Below are 23,068 nucleotides of genomic sequence, written 5' to 3'. Positions count from 1 at the left end.
AATTATGAAGGAATGCCTTGTGGCTACTACAAAACAAATAATACTCCCAATTGCTGTTTTAGCAGGCGGTATTGCTTTAGCTTTCGCCTTTATGGCAATGAAAAAACCACCCGAAGAAAAGCCAGAGCAAGATTTACGCCCTTTAGTTGCAACACAAAGCATACTTTTAGATTCTATAACGCTCGATGTTAAATCGTACGGCATTGTTAAACCAAAGGACCGTACCGAGCTGATAGCACAAGTTAGTGGGCAAGTTATTTCGGTATCAGATCAATTTGTTGAAGGCGCGTTTGTAAAGCAAGGCGATATTTTAGCACGAATTGATGCAAATGATTACGAGGCAGACTTTATTGAAGCGCAAGCAGGTTTAGCACAAGCAAGCTCAGCACTTGAAATAGAACGCGCACAAGCACATGTAGCAAAAGCTGAATGGGAGCGTATTAAATCGGACTCAAGCGAAGCTATTGCCTCAGAACTTTATTTACGTAAACCACAACTGGCCGAAAAATTAGCGCGTTACCGCTCTGCTCAAGCAAGTGTTAAACGTGCTAGCCGCAATCTTGAACGTACTTATATTAAAGCCCCATACGATGCCATTATTAATGAACGCACAATTAGCTTGGGTTCAGTAGTAAACCCAGGTAATAGTTTTGGTGCATTGAGTGCAACCTCAGTTGCAGAGGTCCGTTTACCCGTTGCCGACCAAGAACTGCAATATTTAAAAAATGGCGGCGTAGGCTCAAATGTTACATTTAACGCAGAATACGCGGGTAAGCAAACAATGTGGCAAGCCAAAGTAATTCGCACCGAGGGTGTGGTTGATCAAACAAGCCGTATGAGCTACTTGGTTGCACAACTTGCAACACCTTATGGCGATAAAACACGCCCTCTTCGTTTTGGTTCATATATTAACGCTACCATTGAAGGTCGCCCGCTTGATAACGCAATTATTGTTGCGCACCATTTAGTTAAAGATAATAAAATTGTCATTTTAAATGACGATTTAACATTGTCGTTTAAAACTCTCAATATTATACGCGAACAAAACGGCATGATTATAGCCAGCCAAGGGCTAAAAAATGGCGAGCAAATTGTTACCTCAGCGCTTGAGTATCCAACTGAAGGTATGGCAGTAAAAGTTGAAGATATTGCGCCTGATAAAACTGATGTAACTCAACTTGCGCTGAAAGAGGAATAATCATGAACACTCGTGAAACAGGGTTAATAGCATGGTTTGCCCGAAATCCCGTTGCTGCCAATCTACTAATGATATTTATATTAGTGGGCGGTATTCTAATGGCGATGACCATTCGCAAACAAATGTTCCCACAGTTTGAAAGTAACTGGATAAGCGTACAAGCGGTTTACCCAGGTGCAGCCCCGCAAGAAGTTGAAGAAGGAATAACCATAAAAGTTGAGGAAAACCTCGAAGGTATTGAAGGCATTAAACGCCTAATTACTTACTCTAACCGTGGTTTTTCACAAGCGTGGATTGAAATAGAAGAACAATACAATCCACAAGAAGTACTTGATGAAATTAAAGTACAAGTTGATTCAATAAACACCTTTCCTGCGGGGATGGAGCGCCCTGTTGTTCGCCGTGATAAGTTTGAGCAAGAAGTAATGATACTCGCGCTTTATGGCGACATGAGTAACTACCAGTTAAAAGAGCTTGGCAACGATATAAAAGACGAGTTACAAGCACTGCCTCACGTTAACCTTGTTAATTTTAACGGCGGCTTAGAATACGAAATTGGTATAGAAGTTAGCCCCGATAAACTGCGCGAATATGGCTTAACATTTAGAGATATTGCAGGCGCTGTACAAAACTTTTCGGCCAATATGTCGGCGGGGNAAATACGCTCTGAAAACGGTTATATTTCGATGCGTGTTGAAAAACAAGCCTACCGTGGTTTTGAGTTTGAAAAACTGCCACTTATTACCCTTGCTGATGGCGCACAAATTTATTTAGGCGATGTTGCAACTATTAATGATGGCTTTGAAGAAGGTCTGCAGTATTCAAAATACAATGGTAAAAATTCACTCTCGTTTGAAGTTAACGCATCAAAAGATCAAGACATTACCGATGTAGCAAAAGTCCTTAAAAGCTACATGGCGGCTAAAGAGCCACTTTTACCTGCAGGTGTTAAGCTATCTCCTATTGTTGATTTAACTTACTACCTTGAAGGTCGACTCGATATGATGGTCGATAACATGATTTGGGGTGGCTTGTTAGTAATGATAGTGCTGGCACTATTTTTACCGTTACGCTTGGCATTTTGGGTAATGATGGGTTTACCGGTGTCTTTTCTGGGTGCCTTTTTGTTTATGCCCATTGGCTTTTTAGACGTAACAATTAACCTAGCCTCTCTTTTTGCCTTTATACTTGTGCTCGGAATTGTTGTTGATGACGCCATTGTTGTGGGCGAGTCAGCCAGTGCCGAAATAGAAAAATACGGCCATACACTTGATAACGTAGTACGCGGCGTAAAACGTGTTGCGATGCCAGCAACCTTTGGTGTACTAACAACTATTGCGGCATTTTTACCACAAACACTCGCAACCGGCCCTGGTGCTGCTTTTTCTAAGGCAATTGGTGGCGTGATTATTTTATGTTTGATTTTTTCACTCATTGAATCAAAACTAATTTTACCTGCGCATATTGCAGCAATGAACCCGCGTAAACCAAATCCTAAAAACCTATTACATCGCTTACGTATGGTAATTGATAGTGGTTTAAAAGGCTTTGTGAATAACTACTACCTTCCTTTTGTTAGCCGCTGTATTCACTACCGCTATACCGTAATTGTTGGCTTTATGTGTTTGCTTATTGTAAGCGCAGGTATGTTTGCAGGTGGTTTAGTTAAGTTTGTACCAAACCCTAAAATACCGCACGACTTTCCGCGTATTGATATAGAGATGAACCTTGCTTCATCTGAGCAAGCAACGCTTGAAACTGCACGTAAAATAGAAAGCGTGTTGTTAAAGGTCGATCAGCAACTACAAGAGCAATACGGTAAACCGATGATCCGCGATTTATCGGTAAGCCTGCGCGGACGAACGCAAGCAAATATTATGGCCATTTTGGTAGAGCCTGACTTACGCCCTATCGACACCTTTGCCCTAAGTGCATTATGGCGTGAGCAAATGCCCGCTTTACCAGGCATTAAAACCATGACCATTCAAGACAGTATAATGAATGGCGGTCGAGATGATGGCGACGTTAGCTTTAAACTTGAAGGCAAAAATGCTGACGAGCTAAAAGAAGTGGCTGGTAAATTAAAAGCCAAATTACAAACAATGGAAGGCGTTGGCGACGTAAACGATTCAATGCAAAGCGCTACCGACGAAGTGCAACTTGATTTAAAACCACTCGCTTACAGCATGGGTTTAACGCTTGCTGATGTCGCATCGCAAGTTAGCTTTAGTTACTACGGCTTAGAAGCGCAGCGAATATTGCGTGAAGGCGAAGAAATTAAAGTCATGATCCGCTATCCAGAAGACGAACGTAACTCAATAAGTGACATAGCAAGTGTGCGTATTATTACACCTACTGGCGCTGAAGTACCGCTAAGTGAAGTAGCCGAAGTTAAGCTGGTTGACGGTGTAAACCGTATTCGCCGCGAAAACTCTAAACGTACTGTAAACGTATGGGCTGCGGTAAATACCGACCAAGCCGAACCATTTGCAATTGCAGAAGAAATTCGTGATGAATACTTACCAACATTACTTAAAAGCTACCCTGGCGTTACAAGTGATGTAGCTGGGCGCATTCAAGAAGAGATGGATAGCGCTTCAGAACAGCTTCGTGACTTTGGTATATCAATGATGATTATATTTGCTTTATTAGCGATTCCACTTCGCTCTTACTCGCAGCCACTTATTATAATGTCGGTTATTCCGTTTGGTGTAGTGGGCGCTATGTTTGGCCATATGATTTTAGGTATGACCATGAGTAGCTTATCGATGTTTGGCATTATTGCTGTAGCGGGTGTGGTCGTAAATGATTCCCTCGTTATGGTTGATTTTGTAAACAAAGCCCGCGCTGAAGGTGTTGCGATTAAGGATGCTGTAATGCAAGCCGGTGCTCGTCGCTTTAGAGCGATATTACTTACCTCAATCACTACCTTTATTGGTGTAATGCCAATTATTTTTGAAACGAGTTTACAAGCTAAAATTGTTATCCCAATGGCTGTATCACTTGCTTTTGGTGTGTTATTCGCCACAGTAATCACACTGATACTTATACCGTGCCAGTACGTTGCACTAGAAGATGCTAAACGATTAGTACGTAAAATGCGTGGTAAGCCATCACTAGTAGATGCCCAACCAGCGCCTACAAATAGCTAAATTAAGTAATATCCCAACCAAAAAAGCTCGGCATATTATATGCCGAGCTTTTTATTTTAAATAACTATGAACCAAGTGTAAGTTATTATTTCGCATTCAAAAAAGACTTTATTAAGATGGCACAATGGCACGATGAGAAAACAAAAATCAAAGATATCTTTGATGCAATTAGAAATTTTGGATTAGTCGGTCTAATTTTTTATACATCTACAATTAGCTTTTTAAGAGCTAATTCATCTGAATCACTTAGCTACATCTACTTATCAATTAGCATTATTTTATTGTTGTTATCATTCTACTTATATTACTTGAATATTAGCTCTTTTTATAAAACAGTTAAAAGAGAATATAAAGCTAACAATGTAGGGCATCTATTCTATATTTTAATGCCAGCATTTATGCTTGTTTTAAGTATTCAAGTTTATATCCTAACTACTGTAGAAATTAAATTAAAAGATGGTAGAAACTTGAGTGAACTAACGATAAAGGACATATTAAATTTTGATAATAAAGAAATATCTTCAAGAGAATAAGTATTTGGGCTTTATTAATAATTCGATAAAAAGAGAGAAATATTGCTCGTTTTTTATCCCTAATACGTTATGGTATTTAAATAATAAATAGACATAATAAAATTAAGGAACAGCCATGAATACATCTCCCTCTGATCACATTCCTCAAGAAGCCTTTGATTGGTATGACGAATACGCCCACGGTTTAATGGACCGACGTACTTTTATGAAAAAACTCGGTGGCCTTGCTGCTCTTGGCTTTTCGATGGCTGTACTTACATCAGCATTATTACCTAACTATGCACTTGCTGAACAAGTGTCGTTTAATGACGATGATATTAAAGCAACATACGAAGAATTCGATTCGCCAGACGGGCACGGTAAAGGCAAAGGTTACTTAGCAACCCCTAAAAACATAGAAGGCAAGCTTCCTGTTGTACTCGTGGTACACGAAAATCGTGGTTTAAACCCTTACGTAAAAGACGTAGCAAGGCGTTTAGCTAAAGTGGGCTTTATTGCATTTGCACCCGACGCGCTCTTTCCACTGGGTGGCTACCCTGGTAACGATGATGAAGGGCGCGCTATGCAAAAAACCATGGATCGCGCTAAAATTCAAAACGATTTTGTTGCCGCAGCGCACTTTTTAAAATCGCATGCTAACAGTAACGGTAAATTAGGCGCTGTTGGTTTTTGTTTTGGCGGCTACATTGTTAATTATTTAGCGGCAGTAGATAGTAATTTAATCAGCGCCGGAGTGCCTTTTTACGGTACTCCAGCCAGCGAAAGTTTACGTAAAAATATTAAAGCACCATTAATGATTCAATTGGGCGAGCTGGATAAACGTGTAAACGCGTCGTGGCCACAGTACGAACAAGACTTAAAAGCCAATAACGTTGAATACACTATGCATATGTATAAAGGGGCAAATCATGGATTTCATAACGACTCTACAGGTCGTTATGATAAAGATAATGCCGAGCTTGCATGGCAACGTACCGTTGAGTTTTTTAATAAAAAGCTAAGTTAGCTAATAAAAAATAATGCCACCAGCTCTAAGCCGGTGGCACTATTAAAAATACTTGGTTTTTTATCAACTTTAATTTTTTTTGCTACGCATAACTAATAACGACAACAAAACGAGTAAATAAATACTCAAAGAGCCTCCGCTGCTAGAGCCATCTTTATTTTCGACTTTTGCAATTTTTTCTTCTTTAACACGTGTTTTAAACCTTGCTAGTTCTGCATCTAAATTAGTACTCATATCACTAACCGCTAGATTAAAACCTTCAGCCGACTTTTCAGATAACGTTTCATCAATACCTATTGCTGTTGTTCTTTTTTCAAGTTTACTTATACCTGGTGCTCTAAATAGCATTTTTCTACTTTTAATATCAAAAACAGCTGTATCCACAAAGGTTTGAATTGTATTTTCATTACCTGGAATAACGTACATACCCACTATTGTCCAATAAAGTAAGGCTGCATTATTTTCATAAGATTGCGTAACTTGATCATATGAAACCAGTGCCATTACATCTACATCGTAAAGCCTCCCGACTTGCTCGAGTGTTGCGAAGCCTTCACCTCCTTTTAAATAGGTACTTGGTATAACTTCAATGCGGTCAATGTAATCATATTGTAGAAATGACTTTTTTACTTTTTCGAGTAACTCAACTTGGTTTTGGGTCTCTAACCCGTCTGGCTGCCAGTTTTTAGACGGTACAAATGCAATTCCAACAGTAACAGGGAGTTTTAAAACAGGTATTTCAGGTTTATAGGTAGAGCGGCTTTGTTGATCAGGATATAAGAAATCCATTAAGCTACTAGATTGCGTATTTTTACCTGTATTGTTGCTCACAAACGAACTACAAGAAGCGAGTAAGGTCGCCATAAAAATGATTATATATTTATTAAATCTCACATTTATTCCTTTTTATTTTTAATTTAATTCAGTTACGTGCCAAAGCTCACCCGATGGTCCCCATAAGTAAATAACGGTCTAGGGCGTGTTGACCTTTGGTGGTTGAATTTGCAGCTGTGTGTTTGGTATTTAGGCAAGGCAGAGCCTATGATATGTGGTTGTTCCCCATACATAGGCGATAACGTAGCATAAAGACCAAACATACGCTGCCCTTTGGGTTCTTTCTAGGGGCGATTGACTCTTTGTTGCTCGGTTTTTACTTAGCCCACTAGGTTACAAACCCTGCGCCGCGATTAAATCGCCCCTAGATTGAACAAATTTCAATCCATAAAGTTCAACACGCCCTCGTTTTATACCCTCAAAGCGGATATCAAAACCGTTTAAATTACTAATGAGTTCGTATGCTTCATCTATATTTAACACACAAAGTTGCAGCATTAAGTTTTCAGCAAACGTTTTATTATAATAACGCTGTAAAAAGAACGTACATTCGCCAAAGGTACACACACATAAATCATTTGAGGCATCTTCAATCTTAAATCCAAGCGCTTTATAAAAGCGCTGAGATTGCTCATAATTTTTACAGGGAATAAAAATTCTAATATCATCAACTTGCATAACTCTTCCTTAATTAGCTCAGTACGCTTTTATCAATAATTCCTTTATTTACCAACTGCTGCAGAATAGCTTGGGATTTTGCTCTGCATGCATCACGTAGTAAACGCACCGCTGGGGTTATTGACTGCCTACTTGGGCAAATAAGCCAAAGTTCACCATTAACATGTTGATAATTTGGCATAACAGTAACTACCCTGTCATTGAGTAAATCGTCGGCTATATCAAGTGCCGATTTTACAGCTAAGCCCTTACCCGCAACGCACCAGCGCCTGACTAAATCGCCATCGTTTGAGGCGCGCCTGCCATCCATTTTAACTTTATATTTTGACTCACCATCACTGAATTCCCACGTATTATTTATAATATCCTGCAACTGATAAAACAAACCTTGATGCGACGCTAAATCATCAGGATGCACGGGAGTCCCGTTTTGTAAGAGGTATTCGTGAGTTGCACATAATAAGCGCGGTACGTTACAAATTTTAAAACCATAAACACTTGCATCATTAGGCGAGCCATAACGAAGTGCTATATCAACTGAGTCACGATAAAAGTCGATATTACTATCACTTATATGGGTTCTTAAACTTAGCTTTGGATAAGTGTCCATGAGTTCATCAATCCATGGGATCACCAAGTTACGCCCTAAGTCAGATGAAAGTGCAACACGCAATTCGCCTTCTATTTCGTCGTGTTCACCTTTAAGGTTTTGTTTTGCGAGTTCAAGCACTGCTAGAGCCTGTTCACATTGTGGTATGTAGCGCTCCCCAGCAGCCGACAACCTCAAATGACGTGTGGTACGAACAAACAGCTCGCTACCAAGCGCTAACTCCACGCGTTTAATAGCGGCGCTTGCTGTGGCTGTACGCATATCTAACTTAGCAGCTGCTAGCGTAATACTTCTAAACTCAGCGACTTTTAAAATAAGTTTTAAATCTTCTATGTTCATATTATCTATTTATATTTGATAATGATTCAACGATTATGCGGTTTATCTACATTAAAGCAAGGTCTACTATATATCCATCAGCTAGCCAAAGCATGGCTTGCACCTTATACGTAAACAAATTAGGACATTTATTATGAAAGCCATTGGTTATAAAAAATCTCTTCCTGTTTCTAATCCTGAATCGTTAATTGATGTTGAATTACCACAGCCAGTTGCAACAGGTCGCGACTTATTAATTAAAGTTAAAGCAATTGCAGTTAACCCAGCAGATTACAAAGTGCGTGCATCTATGCCCCCTGCTGAGGGTGAAGTAAAAGTTATTGGTTGGGATGCAGTTGGTGAAGTTGTTGCAATCGGCGATGCTGTAACGGCATTTAAACTCGGTGATGCGGTTTATTACGCAGGTGACATTACTCGCCCAGGTAGTAATGCAGAATTTCAATTAGTGGATGAGCGCATTGTAGGTTTTAAACCGCAGAGCTTAAACGATGCTGAAGCGGCTGCATTACCCCTTACTGCAATAACAGCGTACGAATTATTATTTGAGCATTTAAACATTGTAAAACAAGCTGCTGATGCAACAACAAAATCAGAAGAGGTTATTTTAGTAACAGGTGCCGCAGGCGGCGTTGGCTCTATTTTTATTCAACTTGCTAAAGCGATTACTGGCGCAACGGTGATTGCCACTGCATCGCGTGAAAGCTCCCAAGCATGGGTTAAAAAACTAGGCGCAGATTATGTCGTTGACCATACAAAACCATTACCTGCTCAAATTGACGCATTAAACATTGGCTCGGTAACACATGTAGCAAGCCTGCACAGTACTGATACTTACTTTGAAGCGTATACAGAGGTACTTGCACCATTTGGTAAAATTGCAATGATTGACGATCCTGAGTCATTAGATGTTAGCAAATTAAAAATGAAGAGTTTATCTCTACATTGGGAATTTATGTTTGCCCGCTCAATGTTTAATGCCAAAGATTTAATTGAGCAAAGTAAGTTATTAAATCATGTTGCCGATTTGATTGACCAAGGCTACATTCAAACCACGATTGGTAAAAACTTAGGCACTATAAATGCGGCTAACCTGCGTATTGCACACACAGAACTTGAAGAAGGTCGCTCTATTGGCAAAATAGTGTTGGAAGGTTTTTAATTCTATAAATATTACATGCCTTATTTATACCTGAATTGATTAAAGGCGCCAATGCAATTGGCGTCTCCAGCCAATATTTCGGGGTGGCTTTTGCTGTATTTATATTTATTAAAGAAACTATTACCTAATAATATTTGATAATGATTCAACCATATACCTGTTTATCATATTGTAATAATCCTCTACTATCCGCACATAGCTATATTGATAAGCCTTACGTTACGTAGATATATCGATTGTATTAAGTAAGTAGAGTGATTTAAAAGCACGATATTATTTTTGTAATAAATTTTTAAAAGGGTTTGTTTTTACTAAAACTGACTCAACATAGTAAATACTGGTAAAACACCTACTCAATGGAAAAACTAATGACTCACCCTATTATTAATGACTTAGAAAAGCGCTACACAGCAAAACGTTATGATGCAACGAAACGTGTATCTCAAGACGATTTAGCCGTTATTTACGAAGCTATGCGCCTGTCTCCTTCATCTATTAACTCGCAGCCTTGGAAATTCATCGTAATTGAATCAGATGAGGCTAAAGAGCTTATGCATAGTACATTTGCTAATAAATTTGCGTTTAACCAGCCACACATTAAAACAGCTTCGCATATAATATTATTTGCTCACAACCCTAAATATACCCGCGATGATTACGCACAAGTAATTGATGCAGATATTAAAAATGGTCGTACTAAAGCAGAAAATCGCGAACAAGCTTTTGGTGCTTACGCGTTTGTTGATATGAATACTGATGAGCAAGGCAATAATGAAGAGTGGACTAAAGCACAAACTTACATTGCACTGGGTAACACTATGCATGCAGCTGCACGTTTAGGCATTGACTCTACTCCAATGGAAGGCGTAGATGCCGAGTTGATTGGCGAAGTTTTTGAAAAAGAACTCGATGGTTACGTGTGCGACGTAGCATTAGTACTTGGCTATCACGATAGCGCAGAAGATTATAATGCTAAATTACCTAAATCTCGCTTGGCAAAAGAGCAAGTTATTCAGGTTTTATAAGTAATACGTTATAAACTTAAATGATAACAATATTAAAAAACCACTTATTTAAATAAGTGGTTTTTTGCTTTAAAGCAGTTTAACTTACTTGAAGCTGCGCAGCCTGAATGTATTGCACTAAATCCTCAATAGAAACCACAGTCATATTATGTTTATTAGCATAATCACTCACCTCAGGTAAGCGCGCCATTGAACCATCTGGATTTGTTAGTTCGCAAATTACGCCAAATGGCTTTAAGCCGGCAAGCTGCATTAAATCAACGGATGCTTCGGTATGACCACGACGAACTAATACTCCGCCCGTTTGTGCTTTTAAACCAAATACATGCCCAGGGCGCGATAAATCACTTGGTTTAGCGTTATCGCCTGTCGCTGCTTTTATAGTAGTTACTCTATCAGCAGCAGACACGCCTGTTGTAACGCCATGCTTAGCTTCAATAGTGACTGTATAAGCGGTGTTATTTTGACTTGTGTTGTGGGTTACCATTTGCGGTAAGTCGAGCTGTTTAATGCGCTCCTCCCCCATGCATAAGCAAACAATACCGCTGCCTTCGCGGATCATTTCGGCCATTTGAGAAGTCGTTAAATGCTCAGCTGAAAATACAAAGTCGCCTTCATTTTCACGGTTTTCATCATCAACAACAAGTACGCCTTGCCCTTGCTGTAGTGCAGCAATTGCGCTTTGTACGCGGATATGGCTTTCGCCGAATTGAGTAAGTAGAGACTGAATCATCATTATATTCCAAATAAAAAATAATAGATTCAGGACTGTGAAAGGATCAGTAATATATCGCTTTAAATTTAAAACGATCACTACCAAAATAGCTTAAATAAAATAACAAAAAGCACGCAGCAAAAAGCAGCACACACTGTTATACCAACGGCATTAAATTAGTGACCTATTATAACGCTAGAAAAATAGCTCACTTAACGCGATACAATGATCGTGTCTTTAATAAAATTGGTATTAGTATAATAAGCCATATTCTCTTTCATCCGGACTGTAACCGTCGGCTCTGGCATCTCACCAGATCTGCTTGACCTTTACTGAACCTAGGTTAAATAAAGCGCTCGCGGGCTCGTTTAAGTTATAAATAACATTAAACATACCGCCGGTGGGGAATTTCGCCCCGCCCTGAGAATGTACTTTTATAACTAAAGCGCTATAAAAGCGGGCTTATTATACCCTTTAACTTAATTACTTATCAAAGGTAAGTGAATAAACTTCTAACAAAGCTCGGTATTTAATGAGGCTTTGACTACTTTACCTTCATTTATATCAGCGGTGATTGTACAAGTAGCGCCGTTTACTAAATTTAAGTTAGGTGGAGCATGACCAATATCGGCATCAATAATCACAGGAAATAAACACCCACCTAGTGCAACATCAAGCGCGTGGCGGTAATCAAAAGAAGCATCTTGACCTTGAGTGATCACGCTGCGACCAATAATAATACCGTTTATATCGTCAAATATACCTGCTAATTTTAATGAAAGTAAAAACCGTGCAACGGTTGTTGGCGTCAGCTCTGAGTTTTCTAGGTATAAAATAAGCCCTTCGGGTGCACTGTGTTTTTTAAATTCATGTAGTGCCAAAAATGGAGAGTCGAGTAATAAGCCAACTGTATCTAAACAGCCACCAAATAAGCGACCCGACATTTCAATAGTGCGTGCATCAAAGTAATTTAAACACTGCCACTGAGTAACTTCTGTGTGTTCAAACAATGCATTTGGGTTTTGTACGTAATCAGGTCTATTTTTTTGATAATGCGATGACGGTGCTTGCTCAAATTTGCTACCTGCTTCATAACTTAGTGTTTCAAATATTTGCAGGCAATAAGGACTTTTTTCGTCAGGATGTAACTGCATAAGATTAGCGCTGTGTAGTGTTGCCCATTGGCATTTTGCCGTGAGTGCGCATGCAATGGTGCTTACATCAGAGAACCCAACTAACCATTTAGGCTTTGCTTCTTTAATTGCATTAAAATCAAGTAGGGGCAGTATTTCCATTGCAAGCTCGCCACCAAATGGTGGCATAATTGCATCTATCTGATCATCTAATAAAAAACCCATTAACTGCTGAGCATGCGCTTTAGCGTTAAGCTGTCCATGCGGTTTGCTTTGACGTAAAAACTCTCCTTCAACAACATCATACCCTCGATGTTTTAATCCATTAATAACAATGTCTAACCGTGCATGGTACTTTTCTTTAAGGCCTGATGAAAGTGAACAAATTGCTATTTTTGATCCTACTTTTAAAGGCGCTGGGTAAAGTATATTAGGCATATATTTTCCTTTTTAGAGAATACGTTAATACCAATTACATTAAATCAGCGAGTTATTTGATGCGCTAAATGCTCATGTTTTTAATAAATTGATATAAGTACCTACTATACCAACATAGACCATATTTATAGAATATGAATACTGTACAAACGCGCCTACCATTAAAGGTTAAATTACAGACATAAAAAAACCGATGTAATTACATCGGTTTTTATTTAAAAACGTTAAAGTGAGTTATGCGTTAAAGATACTCAACTTCAATGATTTCGAACTCAACAATACCTTTTGGCGTTTGAATAGACACTGCGTCGTCCATTTGTTTACCAATTAAGCCACGTGCAATCGGTGAGTTAACAGATATTAAGTTGTTTTTAATATTTGCTTCGTCATCGCCCACAATACGGTATTTTACTTCAGCATCGGTTTCTATATTTACAATAGTTACCGTAGTGCCAAAAATAACTCTACCGGTATTTGGCATTTTAGTTACGTCGATAATTTGAACATTTGAAAGTTTAGCTTCAATTTCTTGAATACGCCCTTCACAAAAACCCTGTTGCTCACGCGCAGCGTGGTATTCAGCGTTTTCTTTTAAGTCACCATGTTCACGTGCAACCGCAATATCACTTACGATTTTAGGACGGGTAACTGTTTTTAATTCGTTAAGCTCTTTACGCAGTAAATCTGCGCCACGAACTGTCATCGGAATTGATTGCATACTTTTCTCACTTAACACCAAGGCCCTAGTTGGCCTTGGCACATTTCCTTAGTTCAATCGCAGATGTAGCTCTTGAACTGACGTCACTTTGCTGCGGTCATCTGCTTTATTAGCAGTACAGTTAGCGAATGCCGCGTTCAAGGTTGTCGTATAGTTGGTTTTATTTTGCAATGCACCACGACGTAACACCTTCGAATCTTCGATCGCTTGGCGACCTTCGGTGGTATTAACGATATAGCTGTACTCTTTATTCTTGATATAATCAAGAATATGCGGGCGGCCTTCATATACTTTGTTTACACGTCGTACTTCAATGCCAGCTTCTTCAAGAGCTTGTGCCGTGCCACCAGTTGCGTCAAGTTCAAAACCTAAGTCGGTCATGATTTTGGCTAATTCAACAATACGTGGCTTATCGCTATTACGAACAGATAATAGCGCGCGACCACCGCGTGGTAAAGTGTTGCTTGCACCTAATTGTGCTTTTGCGAATGCTTCGGCGAAAGTATCACCAACACCCATCACTTCACCTGTTGAACGCATCTCAGGACCACGGATTGGATCCACACCCTGAAACTTAGCAAATGGTAAAACAACTTCTTTAACGCTGTAGTAAGGAGGGATCACTTCTTTAGTAATACCTTGGCTTGCTAAAGACTGACCAGCCATACAACGTGCAGCTACTTTTGCAAGCGCCACACCGGTTGCTTTAGATACAAACGGTACAGTACGTGCAGCACGTGGGTTAACTTCGATTAAGTACACTTTGTCTTCTTTAACTGCAAACTGTGTATTCATCAAGCCAACAACACCAAGTTCAAGCGCCATGTCGGTTACTTGCTTGCGCATTACATCTTGCACTTCTTGTGATAAAGAATGTGCTGGTAATGAACAGGCTGAGTCACCCGAGTGAACACCCGCTTGCTCAATGTGCTCCATGATACCGCCGATAATTACTTGCTCGCCGTCGCAAATTGCGTCAACGTCAACTTCAATCGCGTTATCTAAAAAACGGTCCAGTAATACAGGTGCTTCGTTTGATGCTTGTACAGCTTCGGTCATGTAGCGACGTAAATCATCTTCGTCGTATACAATTTCCATTGCACGACCACCTAGTACGTACGACGGGCGTACAACTAATGGGAAGCCAATTTCAACTGACTTAAGTAAGGCTTCTTCGGTTGAAGTTACTGTTGCATTTTCTGGCTGAAGTAAGTTTAAACGCTCAACAAGTTGTTGGAAACGTTCGCGGTCTTCTGCACGGTCAATCGCATCAGGTGAAGTACCAATCACTGGTACGCCATTGGCTTCAAGCTCACGCGCTAGCTTAAGTGGTGTTTGACCACCGTACTGTACGATAACGCCTTTTGGCTTTTCAACACGTACGATTTCGAGTACGTCTTCAAGCGTAATTGGTTCAAAGTATAACCTGTCAGATGTATCGTAATCGGTAGATACCGTTTCAGGGTTACAGTTAACCATAATAGTTTCGTAACCGTCTTCGCGAAGCGCAAGCGAGGCATGTACACAACAGTAATCAAACTCAATACCTTGACCGATACGGTTTGGACCACCACCAATAACCATGATTTTATCACGATCTGTTGGGTTAGCTTCACACTCTTCATCGTAAGTTGAGTACATGTAAGCAGTGTCTGAGCTAAATTCTGCTGCACACGTATCAACACGTTTGTATACTGGCACGATGTTTAATAAATGACGTTTTTTACGAATTTCAGCTTCAGATACACCTGCAATTTCTGCTATACGCGGATCTGCAAAGCCTTTGCGTTTTAGTTTACGTAGGAAGTCAGCATTTAAACCCGCCATGCCTACTTTCGCTATTTTTGCTTCGTCTTTTAAAATGTCTTCTATTTGTACTAAGAACCAGCGGTTAACTTTAGTCAGTTCGTAAACATCATCAACACTCATGCCATGGCGCATTGCATCGGCAATGTACCAAATACGCTCAGCGCCTGGCNCGCGTAGTTCACGAATTATTTTTTCTTTTGCTTTAGGATCATCAAGCGCAACTATCGGGTTAAATCCCGTTGCACCCACTTCAAGACCACGTAATGCTTTGTGTAATGATTCTTGTTGGTTACGACCAATTGCCATTACTTCGCCAACTGATTTCATTTGCGTAGTTAAACGGTCGTTTGCACCGGCAAATTTTTCAAAGTTAAAGCGAGGAATTTTTGTAACAACGTAATCGATTGAAGGTTCAAAAGACGCGGGAGTTTTGCCACCAGTAATGTCGTTTTGAAGCTCGTCAAGCGTATAACCTACTGCTAGTTTTGCTGCAATTTTAGCAATTGGGAAACCCGTTGCTTTTGATGCTAATGCAGATGAACGTGATACACGTGGGTTCATCTCAATGATAACCATACGGCCATCTTCAGGATTAATACCAAACTGCACGTTAGAACCGCCAGTTTCTACACCAATTTCACGTAATACTGCCATAGAGGCGTTACGCATAATTTGGTATTCTTTGTCGGTTAGCGTTTGCGCTGGTGCAACGGTGATTGAATCGCCAGTGTGAACACCCATAGGGTCAAAGTTTTCAATGGTACAAACAATAATACAGTTGTCGTTTTTATCACGTACAACTTCTGTTTCGTACTCTTTCCAACCAATCAGTGATTCATCAATTAGTAATTCGTTCGTTGGCGATAAATCTAAGCCACGTTCACAAATTTCTTCAAACTCTTCTAAGTTATACGCTACACCGCCGCCGGTGCCGCCCATAGTAAAAGAAGGCCTGATAATACATGGTAAACCAATCCGCGTTATGATGTCTTTGGCTTCATCCATAGAGTGAGCAATCTCAGCACGAGGACATTCAAGACCAATATTTTTCATTGCTACGTCAAAGCGTTCACGGTTTTCTGCTTTGTCGATTGCATCAGCTGTTGCACCAATTAGTTCAACGCCATGTTTAGCCAATACACCGTGCTTGTCTAGTTCAAGCGCACAGTTTAATGCCGTTTGACCACCCATTGTAGGCAGTACTGCATCTGGCTTTTCTTTTTCAATAATTTTTTCTACCACTTCCCAGTGAATTGGTTCGATGTATGTTGCATCGGCCATATCAGGGTCGGTCATGATAGTTGCAGGGTTTGAGTTAACTAATATAACTCTGTAGCCTTCTTCTCTAAGTGCTTTACACGCTTGAGCACCAGAGTAGTCAAATTCACAAGCTTGACCAATTACAATTGGGCCTGCGCCTAAGATAAGAATGCTTTTTATGTCGGTACGTTTTGGCATTATTACTCCAGTTAAATTAGTGTTTACGCGCTTGCATCAAATCGATGAAGTGGTCAAATAATGGGGCTGCATCGTGCGGACCAGGGCTTGCTTCAGGGTGACCCTGGAAGCTAAACGCAGGTTTATCTGTACGATGAATACCTTGAAGCGTTCCATCAAATAACGATTTGTGCGTGGCACGAAGCGTACTTGGCAGGCTTGACTCTTGAGCTGCAAAACCATGGTTTTGAGCTGTGATCATAACTACATCGCGGTCTAGGTCTTTAACTGGGTGGTTAGCGCCGTGGTGGCCAAATTTCATTTTTTCTGTTTTAGCACCTGAGGCAAGGGCTAATAACTGATGACCTAAACAGATACCAAAAATTGGTGTGTCGGTTTCTAAAAAGGTTTTAATTGCATCAATAGCGTAAGTACATGGCTCAGGATCGCCAGGGCCATTAGATAGGAAGATACCATCAGGGTTTAAAGCCAGTACGTCAGCGGCAGAGGTTTGCGCTGGTACTACTGTAAGTTTACAACCACGGTCTACAAGCATACGTAAAATATTACGCTTTACACCGAAGTCGTAGGCAACAACATGAAACTTTTCATCAGCAGCATCAAGGGTTTTAAATCCTTCGCCTAATGTCCAGCTTGATTCGCGCCACTCAAAATTTTCCTTGGTTGAGACAACTTTTGCTAAATCCATACCTTTTAAGCCTGGGAAGGCTTGCGCGGCTTGTAGCGCTTTATTTTCGTCTAGCTCGTCGCCAGCAATAATACACCCGTTTTGTGCGCCTTTATCACGCAAAATTCGAGTTAACTTTCTGGTGTCGATGTCCGCAATACCTAAAATATTACGTTCTTTTAAGTAATCATCTAACGATTGCTCGTTACGAAAATTACTTGCTAGCAGTGGCAAATCACGGATCACTAGGCCTTTAGCCCAAATTTGATTCGCTTCTTCGTCTTCGCTGTTGGTACCCGTATTACCGATATGTGGGTACGTCAAAGTTACGATTTGTTCCGCGTATGATGGATCAGTCAAAATTTCTTGATAACCAGTCATAGACGTATTGAATACTACTTCACCGACTGACATGCCGTCAGCGCCGATTGCAGTACCGCGAAACACTGTGCCGTCTTCTAGGACTAACAGAGCGGATTTAGTCAAGTTAAACCTCCTAACAGTAAAAAACGGGAGTAAGCAATTGCTTAACACCCCGCCAATACCCAGAGGGATCGTCAAAACCAGATTTCTGTGAGCTTAAATTGTTTTACGCAGTCTTAAATGATGCAGATGTAAAGCATTCAACCTTCAATCATTTTTTCTTGCCTAAAACTATTTTTATTCCCACTGAAACCCCGGATTTACTAGCCACTTGGGTATAATTGGAAACACGCATTTAGTAATTTTTGGCAAATTGGCTGCATATTACATTAAGTTAGCTTTTAGGTCTAATATTATTTAGTAAATTGTTACAAACAAGTCACTGTAGGCAAAATTAGACCCAAACAGTTAAAAAAGTAACTAAACTACTTCAGATCTAGTACATCTTGCATATCATAAAGTCCTACAGGTTTGTTTTTCAACCAGCTTGCAGCCCTTACAGCACCTAGAGCGAATGTCATTCTTGAACTTGCTTTATGGGTTAATTCGAGCCTTTCGCCCATTGTAGCGAAGTATGCGGTGTGTTCACCTACTATATCGCCCCCTCTTAGTACCGAATAACCAATTTCATTTTGCGATTTAGCTGTCTCCACTTGGCTGCGGTCGTATACAGCAACCTCGTCGTGGTCCCAGCCTTTAGCCTGTGCAATTGATTCGCCAATGGCTAATGCTGTGCCCGATGGCGCATCGATTTTATGACGATGATGCGCTTCAAATATTTCAATATCTAAATCGTCACCAAATTTGGTCGCTGCGGTTTGCACAAGGTTCAGTAGTACATTGACTCCTACACTGTAGTTTCTAGCAAACACAATAGGAATATGCTTAGCGGCATCGTGTAAAAGTGCCATATCGTCGCTTGTTAAGCCCGTTGTACCAATAACCATAGGAATTTTTTGTGCTACAGCGGTTTTTAAATGGTTTTTCATACCAGCGGGAAGCGTAAAGTCGATTAAAACATCTACATTATCTATTGTGGTTTCTTCGCTAAAGCTAACACTGTTATCGGCGGCGCTATTTACTTGATTTACATTAATACCTAATAACGATGAACTGCTACGAACGTATGCACCTGTAAGTTGTGTTTGCTCTTTAATTGTCGCTGCTTCTAATAGAGCTAAGCCCATTCTGCCATTAGCACCAAAAACGCCTATTCGATTTGTAGTCATTGTTTTTACCTAATTTAAATTTGGATCCGTTTTTTACTAATCTAAGTATATATCCGGTGCATTACAAATACGCGCTTAGGTATTTTTATGCAGTTGGACAAATATTAATCGCTGAAAATAGCGTTACTTTGTAGATATTATCTAAAAGTCATGCAATAGTCAGGTGACCTTTTAATTTAATAATAATAACAATACCAGTTTACTTTAGCCATCTATACATTTAAACTTCTCTTTCGCGTCGATTTGGTCTTTGGCTTGCGGGCGCTGCACTCTCCTAATTTTGTTAATGATTAACATAGTAGGTAGATTTGCTAAATTCAGCTAAAAGAGGAATTTTTGGCTGTTGTAAATTAACTGGTTTCGAGGATTATGATGCAGCCATCATTTAACAAAAACAAAGCAATACTTTCTTTACTACCCCTTTTAACCTTTGTAGCACTATTTTTGGGCTCTGGTTTATATTTACAATCGCAAGGGGTTGATTACGCTTTTTATCAACTTCCTGCTCCAGTGGCTATATTACCCGCTATTATGCTTGCGTTTATATTAAATAAAGGCACAGTAAACGAATGTGTAGAGACCTTTATTAAAGGTGCCGGACACAACAATATTATTACCATGTGTTTAATCTACTTACTTGCAGGTGCGTTTTCTGCCGTTGCCAGTGCAACCGGTGGTGTAGATGCGGTAGTAAATGCTGGCTTATCACTTATTCCACCTTCGCTATTACTTCCTGGTTTATTTTTAATTGCAGCGGTTGTATCTACTGCAATGGGTACGTCGATGGGAACAATTGGTGCTATTGGTCCTATTGCTTATGCAGTATCCATCAAAACAGGTATCGACCCTGCGTTAATGGCCGGTACGATTGTATCTGGCGCTATGTTTGGCGATAACTTATCAATTATTTCCGATACCACTATCGCAGCTACGCGAACGCAGGGCTGTGAGATGAAAGATAAGTTTAAAGAGAATCTTAAAATAGCAGTACCCGCTGCAATACTAACTATTGGCTTGTTGTTTTATTTAACACCTGCAGCACAAGTAGTTGAAACCAAAGATTACGATATTTGGTTAGTACTTCCTTATGCCTTTATTTTAGTGTTAGCGGTTGCTGGCTTGAACGTATTTGTAGTGTTGTTTAGCGGTATTATTTTTGCTGCATTAATGGGCTTTACAGGAAGTTATGAAGGCGCAAGCTTTGTAAAAGATATTTACAAAGGCTTTACCGATATGCAGGAAATATTTTTACTATCAATGTTTATAGGTGGCTTATCTGAATTTATTCGCATTAATGGTGGCCTTGATTATATTGCTCATAAGATTCAGGCCATAACTAAAATCATCGCAAAATGGCACCGTAAAGTGGCCGACCAATTAGGTATTGCCGCACTCGTTATGACAAGTAATATGTGTATTGCTAATAACACCGTATCTATTATTGTTGCTGGCCCTATTGCTAAAAAGCTTGCCGACGACGGTGAAATAAGCGGTAAACGCTCTGCAAGTTTGCTTGATATATTTGCTTGTGTAACGCAAGGCTCACTTCCTTATGGCGCACAAGCGCTACTGTTAGGCGCTACGTTTAAAATTAGCCCGTGGGAAGTATCAACGTCTTCTTATTACTGTTTTATTTTAGCATTTACGGCGATTACTATTATTTGTTTACGCCGTAATAAAGCGTAATAAATTGAGTCATTACATGTTGCAGCTTATTAAGTAGGCTGCAACATGTGTTAAATTAGCGATCAACAAATCAATCTCTTCTGCTATAATTGCCGCTTCCGCGTGTCACTAAAATTATAGTTATTAAACAGTTATGAAATTTAAAAAATTACTCCCTTTTATTACCCTTACTTCTCTCGCTTTATCATCGTCGGCTTTTGCTGCCAATTGGAGCAGTACAGCAGTACATATAAATAATGGCAGCCAAAAAAATCCATTTTCTAAGCAAGAGTCAGACACCACTGTTTACTCGCTTCAACATGCATCGGGCTATGACTACGGCGATAATTTCTTTTTTATTGATTACAGTAAAGACGATATAGATGACGGTTACCAAGATGCTGATTTTTATGGTGAGTGGTACTCAACGGTTAGCTTATCTGCCATCACTGGTAAGCAAATTGGCTCTGGCGCATTATTAGATGTTGGCCTAACGGGCGGTATTAACGTTGCTGGTGATGCAAAAGTAATGAAGTATCTACCAGGTGTTAAATTAAGCTGGGATGTACCTGGGTTTAACTTTTTTCAAACGCTGTTCACAGCCTACATTGACGATAGTGAAGGTGTAGCAAAAGGCGGCGCACCTATTGAAACTAATAGTTGGATGCTTGATGTAGCTTTTGAATATCCTTTCACTATTGGCTCACAAAAGTTTAGCTTTAAAGGCCACGCTGAATACATCGCAGAGCGTGAAGATGAATTTGGTAACGATGTACAAGCTTGGATACTAGCACAGCCTATTTTAGTGTGGGATATGGGTCACGCCCTTCAAATGAAAGAAAACACACTACTGCTGGGAATGGAATTACAATACTGGCACAACAAATTAGGTACTGAAGTCACTGAATCGGTACCACAAATCCATATTGAGTGGACATTTTAAGCTTCAACAATCAGCTCTTTACTCAGTAATAATAAGCGAAGCACTATTTTAGCTTCGCTTTTTTTCGTCCACGTAAAACATTTAATTGAACAGGTTTAAATACTTAGTTATTGTTGTACTTCTTTTTAAGCCAAGCGCTCGCCTTTAATAGGAGTAACTGAATGTCGTCGATTAAAGTTATTTGTTTCTCTACTTTATTAGTACTAACAAACAATGCCTTAGCTGGCCCTTCTCAAGATACATCCGCCCTTTCTTATGATGCACTATTAAGCAATTACGAATACGATTTTAAGGTAAATTACTTTGCACTTGAGTCGCAAAAACAATCATTAAAAATGGCTTATATTTACTTAAAGCCAACTAAAGCCGATATGCCTACAGTTACACTTATGCATGGCAAAAATTTTAACGCCGACTACTGGACTACAACTGCGCAATACCTGCAATCTTTAGGTTATGGGGTATTAATCCCTGATCAAATTGGTTTTGGCAAGTCGTCTAAGCCAACTAATTACCAGTATTCGTTTGCGACGCTTGCTCATCATACTCACGCGTTAATAGATTCACTTAATATTAAAGAGTCGATTGTACTTGGGCACTCTATGGGCGGGATGCTAGCGAGTCGTTTTGCATTAATGTACCCAAACGCCACTAAAAAGCTAATTTTATTAAACCCTATTGGCCTTGAAAACTACCTGCACTATGTTGATTATAAAGATACTAATTTTTTCTATAAAAACGAGCTTTCAAAAACACCGGAAGGCGTTAAACGTTATCAGCAAAAAAATTACTACGATGGTAAGTGGAATACAACATATTCAGCCTTAACTGACTTTATAACAGGGCAAATACAAGGCCCAGATAAAGAACAAATGGCATGGGTGAATGCAAAAACATACGATATGATTTTCACTCAACCTGTAATAACCGAATTTAAAGATTTAACTGTGCCAGTTAAATTAATTATTGGTACACGCGATAGAACCGGTCCAGGCCGTAACTGGAAAAAAGATGATGTTGATTACGAGCTTGGTCGATACGATAAATTAGGCAAACACGCTGCAACACTTATTCCTGACGCACAATTATTCGAACTAGATAACTTAGGGCACCTGCCGCACATTGAAGATTTTGAACGCTTTAAAAATGTATTACAAAAAGCGCTTACAACTAAATAAAGGTGAGTACTGAATACAAAAACCCCTGTAAGTAATTACTCACAGGGGTTTTTATTTAGTAATTAAACTAAATTATACCAATCTGCTTATATATGGGGTCTATTTAACGTTAAGAAAATTACGCTAGAACTAGGCAAAAATTTTTGTATCTAGTTGTT

At 39.7% G+C, this 23,068-nt stretch carries 18 protein-coding genes and 1 riboswitch; of the genes, 9 read left to right on the top strand and 9 right to left on the bottom strand.

Annotated features, from left to right (window positions below; genetic code table 11):
* Positions 1–19 precede the first annotated feature (19 nt).
* From L654_RS0105980 to L654_RS0105965, 4 genes are all read left to right on the top strand, one after another.
* On the top strand, positions 20–1,198 hold the full coding sequence (locus L654_RS0105980) for an efflux RND transporter periplasmic adaptor subunit (RefSeq protein ID WP_007581894.1): 1,179 nt from the start codon (positions 20–22) through the stop codon (positions 1,196–1,198).
* A gap of 2 nt (positions 1,199–1,200) precedes the next feature.
* Entirely contained in the window at positions 1,201–4,350 is a 3,150-nt protein-coding gene (locus L654_RS0105975) for an efflux RND transporter permease subunit (RefSeq protein WP_024607553.1), read from the top strand.
* 116 nt (positions 4,351–4,466) lie between these two features.
* Positions 4,467–4,883: a hypothetical protein gene (locus L654_RS0105970; RefSeq protein WP_007581892.1), complete on the top strand. Its 417-nt coding sequence runs from the start codon at positions 4,467–4,469 to the stop codon at positions 4,881–4,883.
* 115 nt (positions 4,884–4,998) lie between these two features.
* Positions 4,999–5,889, top strand: coding sequence for a dienelactone hydrolase family protein (locus tag L654_RS0105965; protein WP_024607552.1), 891 nt, complete (start codon positions 4,999–5,001; stop codon positions 5,887–5,889).
* A gap of 69 nt (positions 5,890–5,958) precedes the next feature.
* Here L654_RS0105965 and rhlP read toward each other — a convergent pair whose 3' ends face one another.
* From rhlP to L654_RS0105950, 3 genes are all read right to left on the bottom strand, one after another.
* Positions 5,959–6,753 (bottom strand): rhombotarget lipoprotein, encoded by a 795-nt coding sequence (gene rhlP, locus L654_RS0105960; RefSeq protein WP_050582293.1) that lies wholly within the window; start codon positions 6,751–6,753, stop codon positions 5,959–5,961.
* Positions 6,754–7,056: 303 nt separating this feature from the next.
* Complete coding sequence (locus L654_RS0105955; protein WP_024607550.1) at positions 7,057–7,401, bottom strand: lactoylglutathione lyase; 345 nt, start codon at positions 7,399–7,401, stop codon at positions 7,057–7,059.
* Positions 7,402–7,414: 13 nt separating this feature from the next.
* Positions 7,415–8,350 (bottom strand): LysR family transcriptional regulator, encoded by a 936-nt coding sequence (locus tag L654_RS0105950; protein WP_024607549.1) that lies wholly within the window; start codon positions 8,348–8,350, stop codon positions 7,415–7,417.
* A gap of 133 nt (positions 8,351–8,483) precedes the next feature.
* Here L654_RS0105950 and L654_RS0105945 point away from each other — a divergent pair, with 133 nt between their 5' ends.
* Both L654_RS0105945 and L654_RS0105940 read left to right on the top strand, forming a co-directional pair.
* Entirely contained in the window at positions 8,484–9,509 is a 1,026-nt protein-coding gene (locus L654_RS0105945) for a zinc-binding alcohol dehydrogenase family protein (RefSeq protein WP_024607548.1), read from the top strand.
* A 368-nt stretch (positions 9,510–9,877) separates the two neighbouring features.
* On the top strand, positions 9,878–10,534 hold the full coding sequence (locus L654_RS0105940; protein WP_024607547.1) for a nitroreductase family protein: 657 nt from the start codon (positions 9,878–9,880) through the stop codon (positions 10,532–10,534).
* Between the two features lie 79 nt (positions 10,535–10,613).
* Here L654_RS0105940 and ribB read toward each other — a convergent pair whose 3' ends face one another.
* The 6 genes from ribB to dapB form a co-directional block, all read right to left on the bottom strand.
* Entirely contained in the window at positions 10,614–11,267 is a 654-nt protein-coding gene (ribB, locus tag L654_RS0105935) for a 3,4-dihydroxy-2-butanone-4-phosphate synthase (protein ID WP_024592672.1), read from the bottom strand.
* A 247-nt stretch (positions 11,268–11,514) separates the two neighbouring features.
* Positions 11,515–11,681, bottom strand: a riboswitch (FMN riboswitch).
* A gap of 80 nt (positions 11,682–11,761) precedes the next feature.
* Entirely contained in the window at positions 11,762–12,820 is a 1,059-nt protein-coding gene (locus L654_RS0105930; protein WP_024607546.1) for a S66 peptidase family protein, read from the bottom strand.
* A 241-nt stretch (positions 12,821–13,061) separates the two neighbouring features.
* Positions 13,062–13,538 carry a transcription elongation factor GreA gene (gene greA, locus L654_RS0105925; protein WP_010553419.1) on the bottom strand — a complete coding sequence of 159 codons (477 nt, stop codon included), beginning with the start codon at positions 13,536–13,538 and terminating at the stop codon, positions 13,062–13,064.
* Positions 13,539–13,586: 48 nt separating this feature from the next.
* A complete protein-coding gene (carB, locus tag L654_RS0105920; RefSeq protein WP_024607545.1) occupies positions 13,587–16,805 on the bottom strand; it encodes a carbamoyl-phosphate synthase large subunit in 3,219 nt (1,072 codons plus the stop codon).
* Positions 16,806–16,821: 16 nt separating this feature from the next.
* Positions 16,822–17,958, bottom strand: a complete 1,137-nt coding sequence (gene carA, locus L654_RS0105915; RefSeq protein ID WP_007375827.1) for a glutamine-hydrolyzing carbamoyl-phosphate synthase small subunit — start codon at positions 17,956–17,958, stop codon at positions 16,822–16,824.
* 362 nt (positions 17,959–18,320) lie between these two features.
* Positions 18,321–19,124 carry a 4-hydroxy-tetrahydrodipicolinate reductase gene (gene dapB, locus L654_RS0105910; RefSeq protein WP_024592675.1) on the bottom strand — a complete coding sequence of 268 codons (804 nt, stop codon included), beginning with the start codon at positions 19,122–19,124 and terminating at the stop codon, positions 18,321–18,323.
* Between the two features lie 372 nt (positions 19,125–19,496).
* Between dapB and L654_RS0105905 the strand changes: the two genes are divergently transcribed.
* From L654_RS0105905 to L654_RS0105895, 3 genes are all read left to right on the top strand, one after another.
* Positions 19,497–20,810 carry a Na+/H+ antiporter NhaC family protein gene (locus L654_RS0105905; protein ID WP_024607544.1) on the top strand — a complete coding sequence of 438 codons (1,314 nt, stop codon included), beginning with the start codon at positions 19,497–19,499 and terminating at the stop codon, positions 20,808–20,810.
* Positions 20,811–20,943: 133 nt separating this feature from the next.
* Positions 20,944–21,732, top strand: a complete 789-nt coding sequence (locus tag L654_RS0105900) for a hypothetical protein (protein ID WP_010553415.1) — start codon at positions 20,944–20,946, stop codon at positions 21,730–21,732.
* Between the two features lie 161 nt (positions 21,733–21,893).
* Positions 21,894–22,910, top strand: coding sequence for an alpha/beta hydrolase (locus L654_RS0105895; RefSeq protein ID WP_024607543.1), 1,017 nt, complete (start codon positions 21,894–21,896; stop codon positions 22,908–22,910).
* Positions 22,911–23,068 lie beyond the last annotated feature (158 nt).

The sequence above is a fragment of the Pseudoalteromonas sp. TAB23 genome, assembly GCF_000498075.1.
In the GTDB taxonomy this organism is placed as follows: domain Bacteria; phylum Pseudomonadota; class Gammaproteobacteria; order Enterobacterales; family Alteromonadaceae; genus Pseudoalteromonas; species Pseudoalteromonas arctica.
Note: the sequence above shows the minus strand (reverse complement) of the source record. Positions and strands in the feature narration are given on the sequence as shown.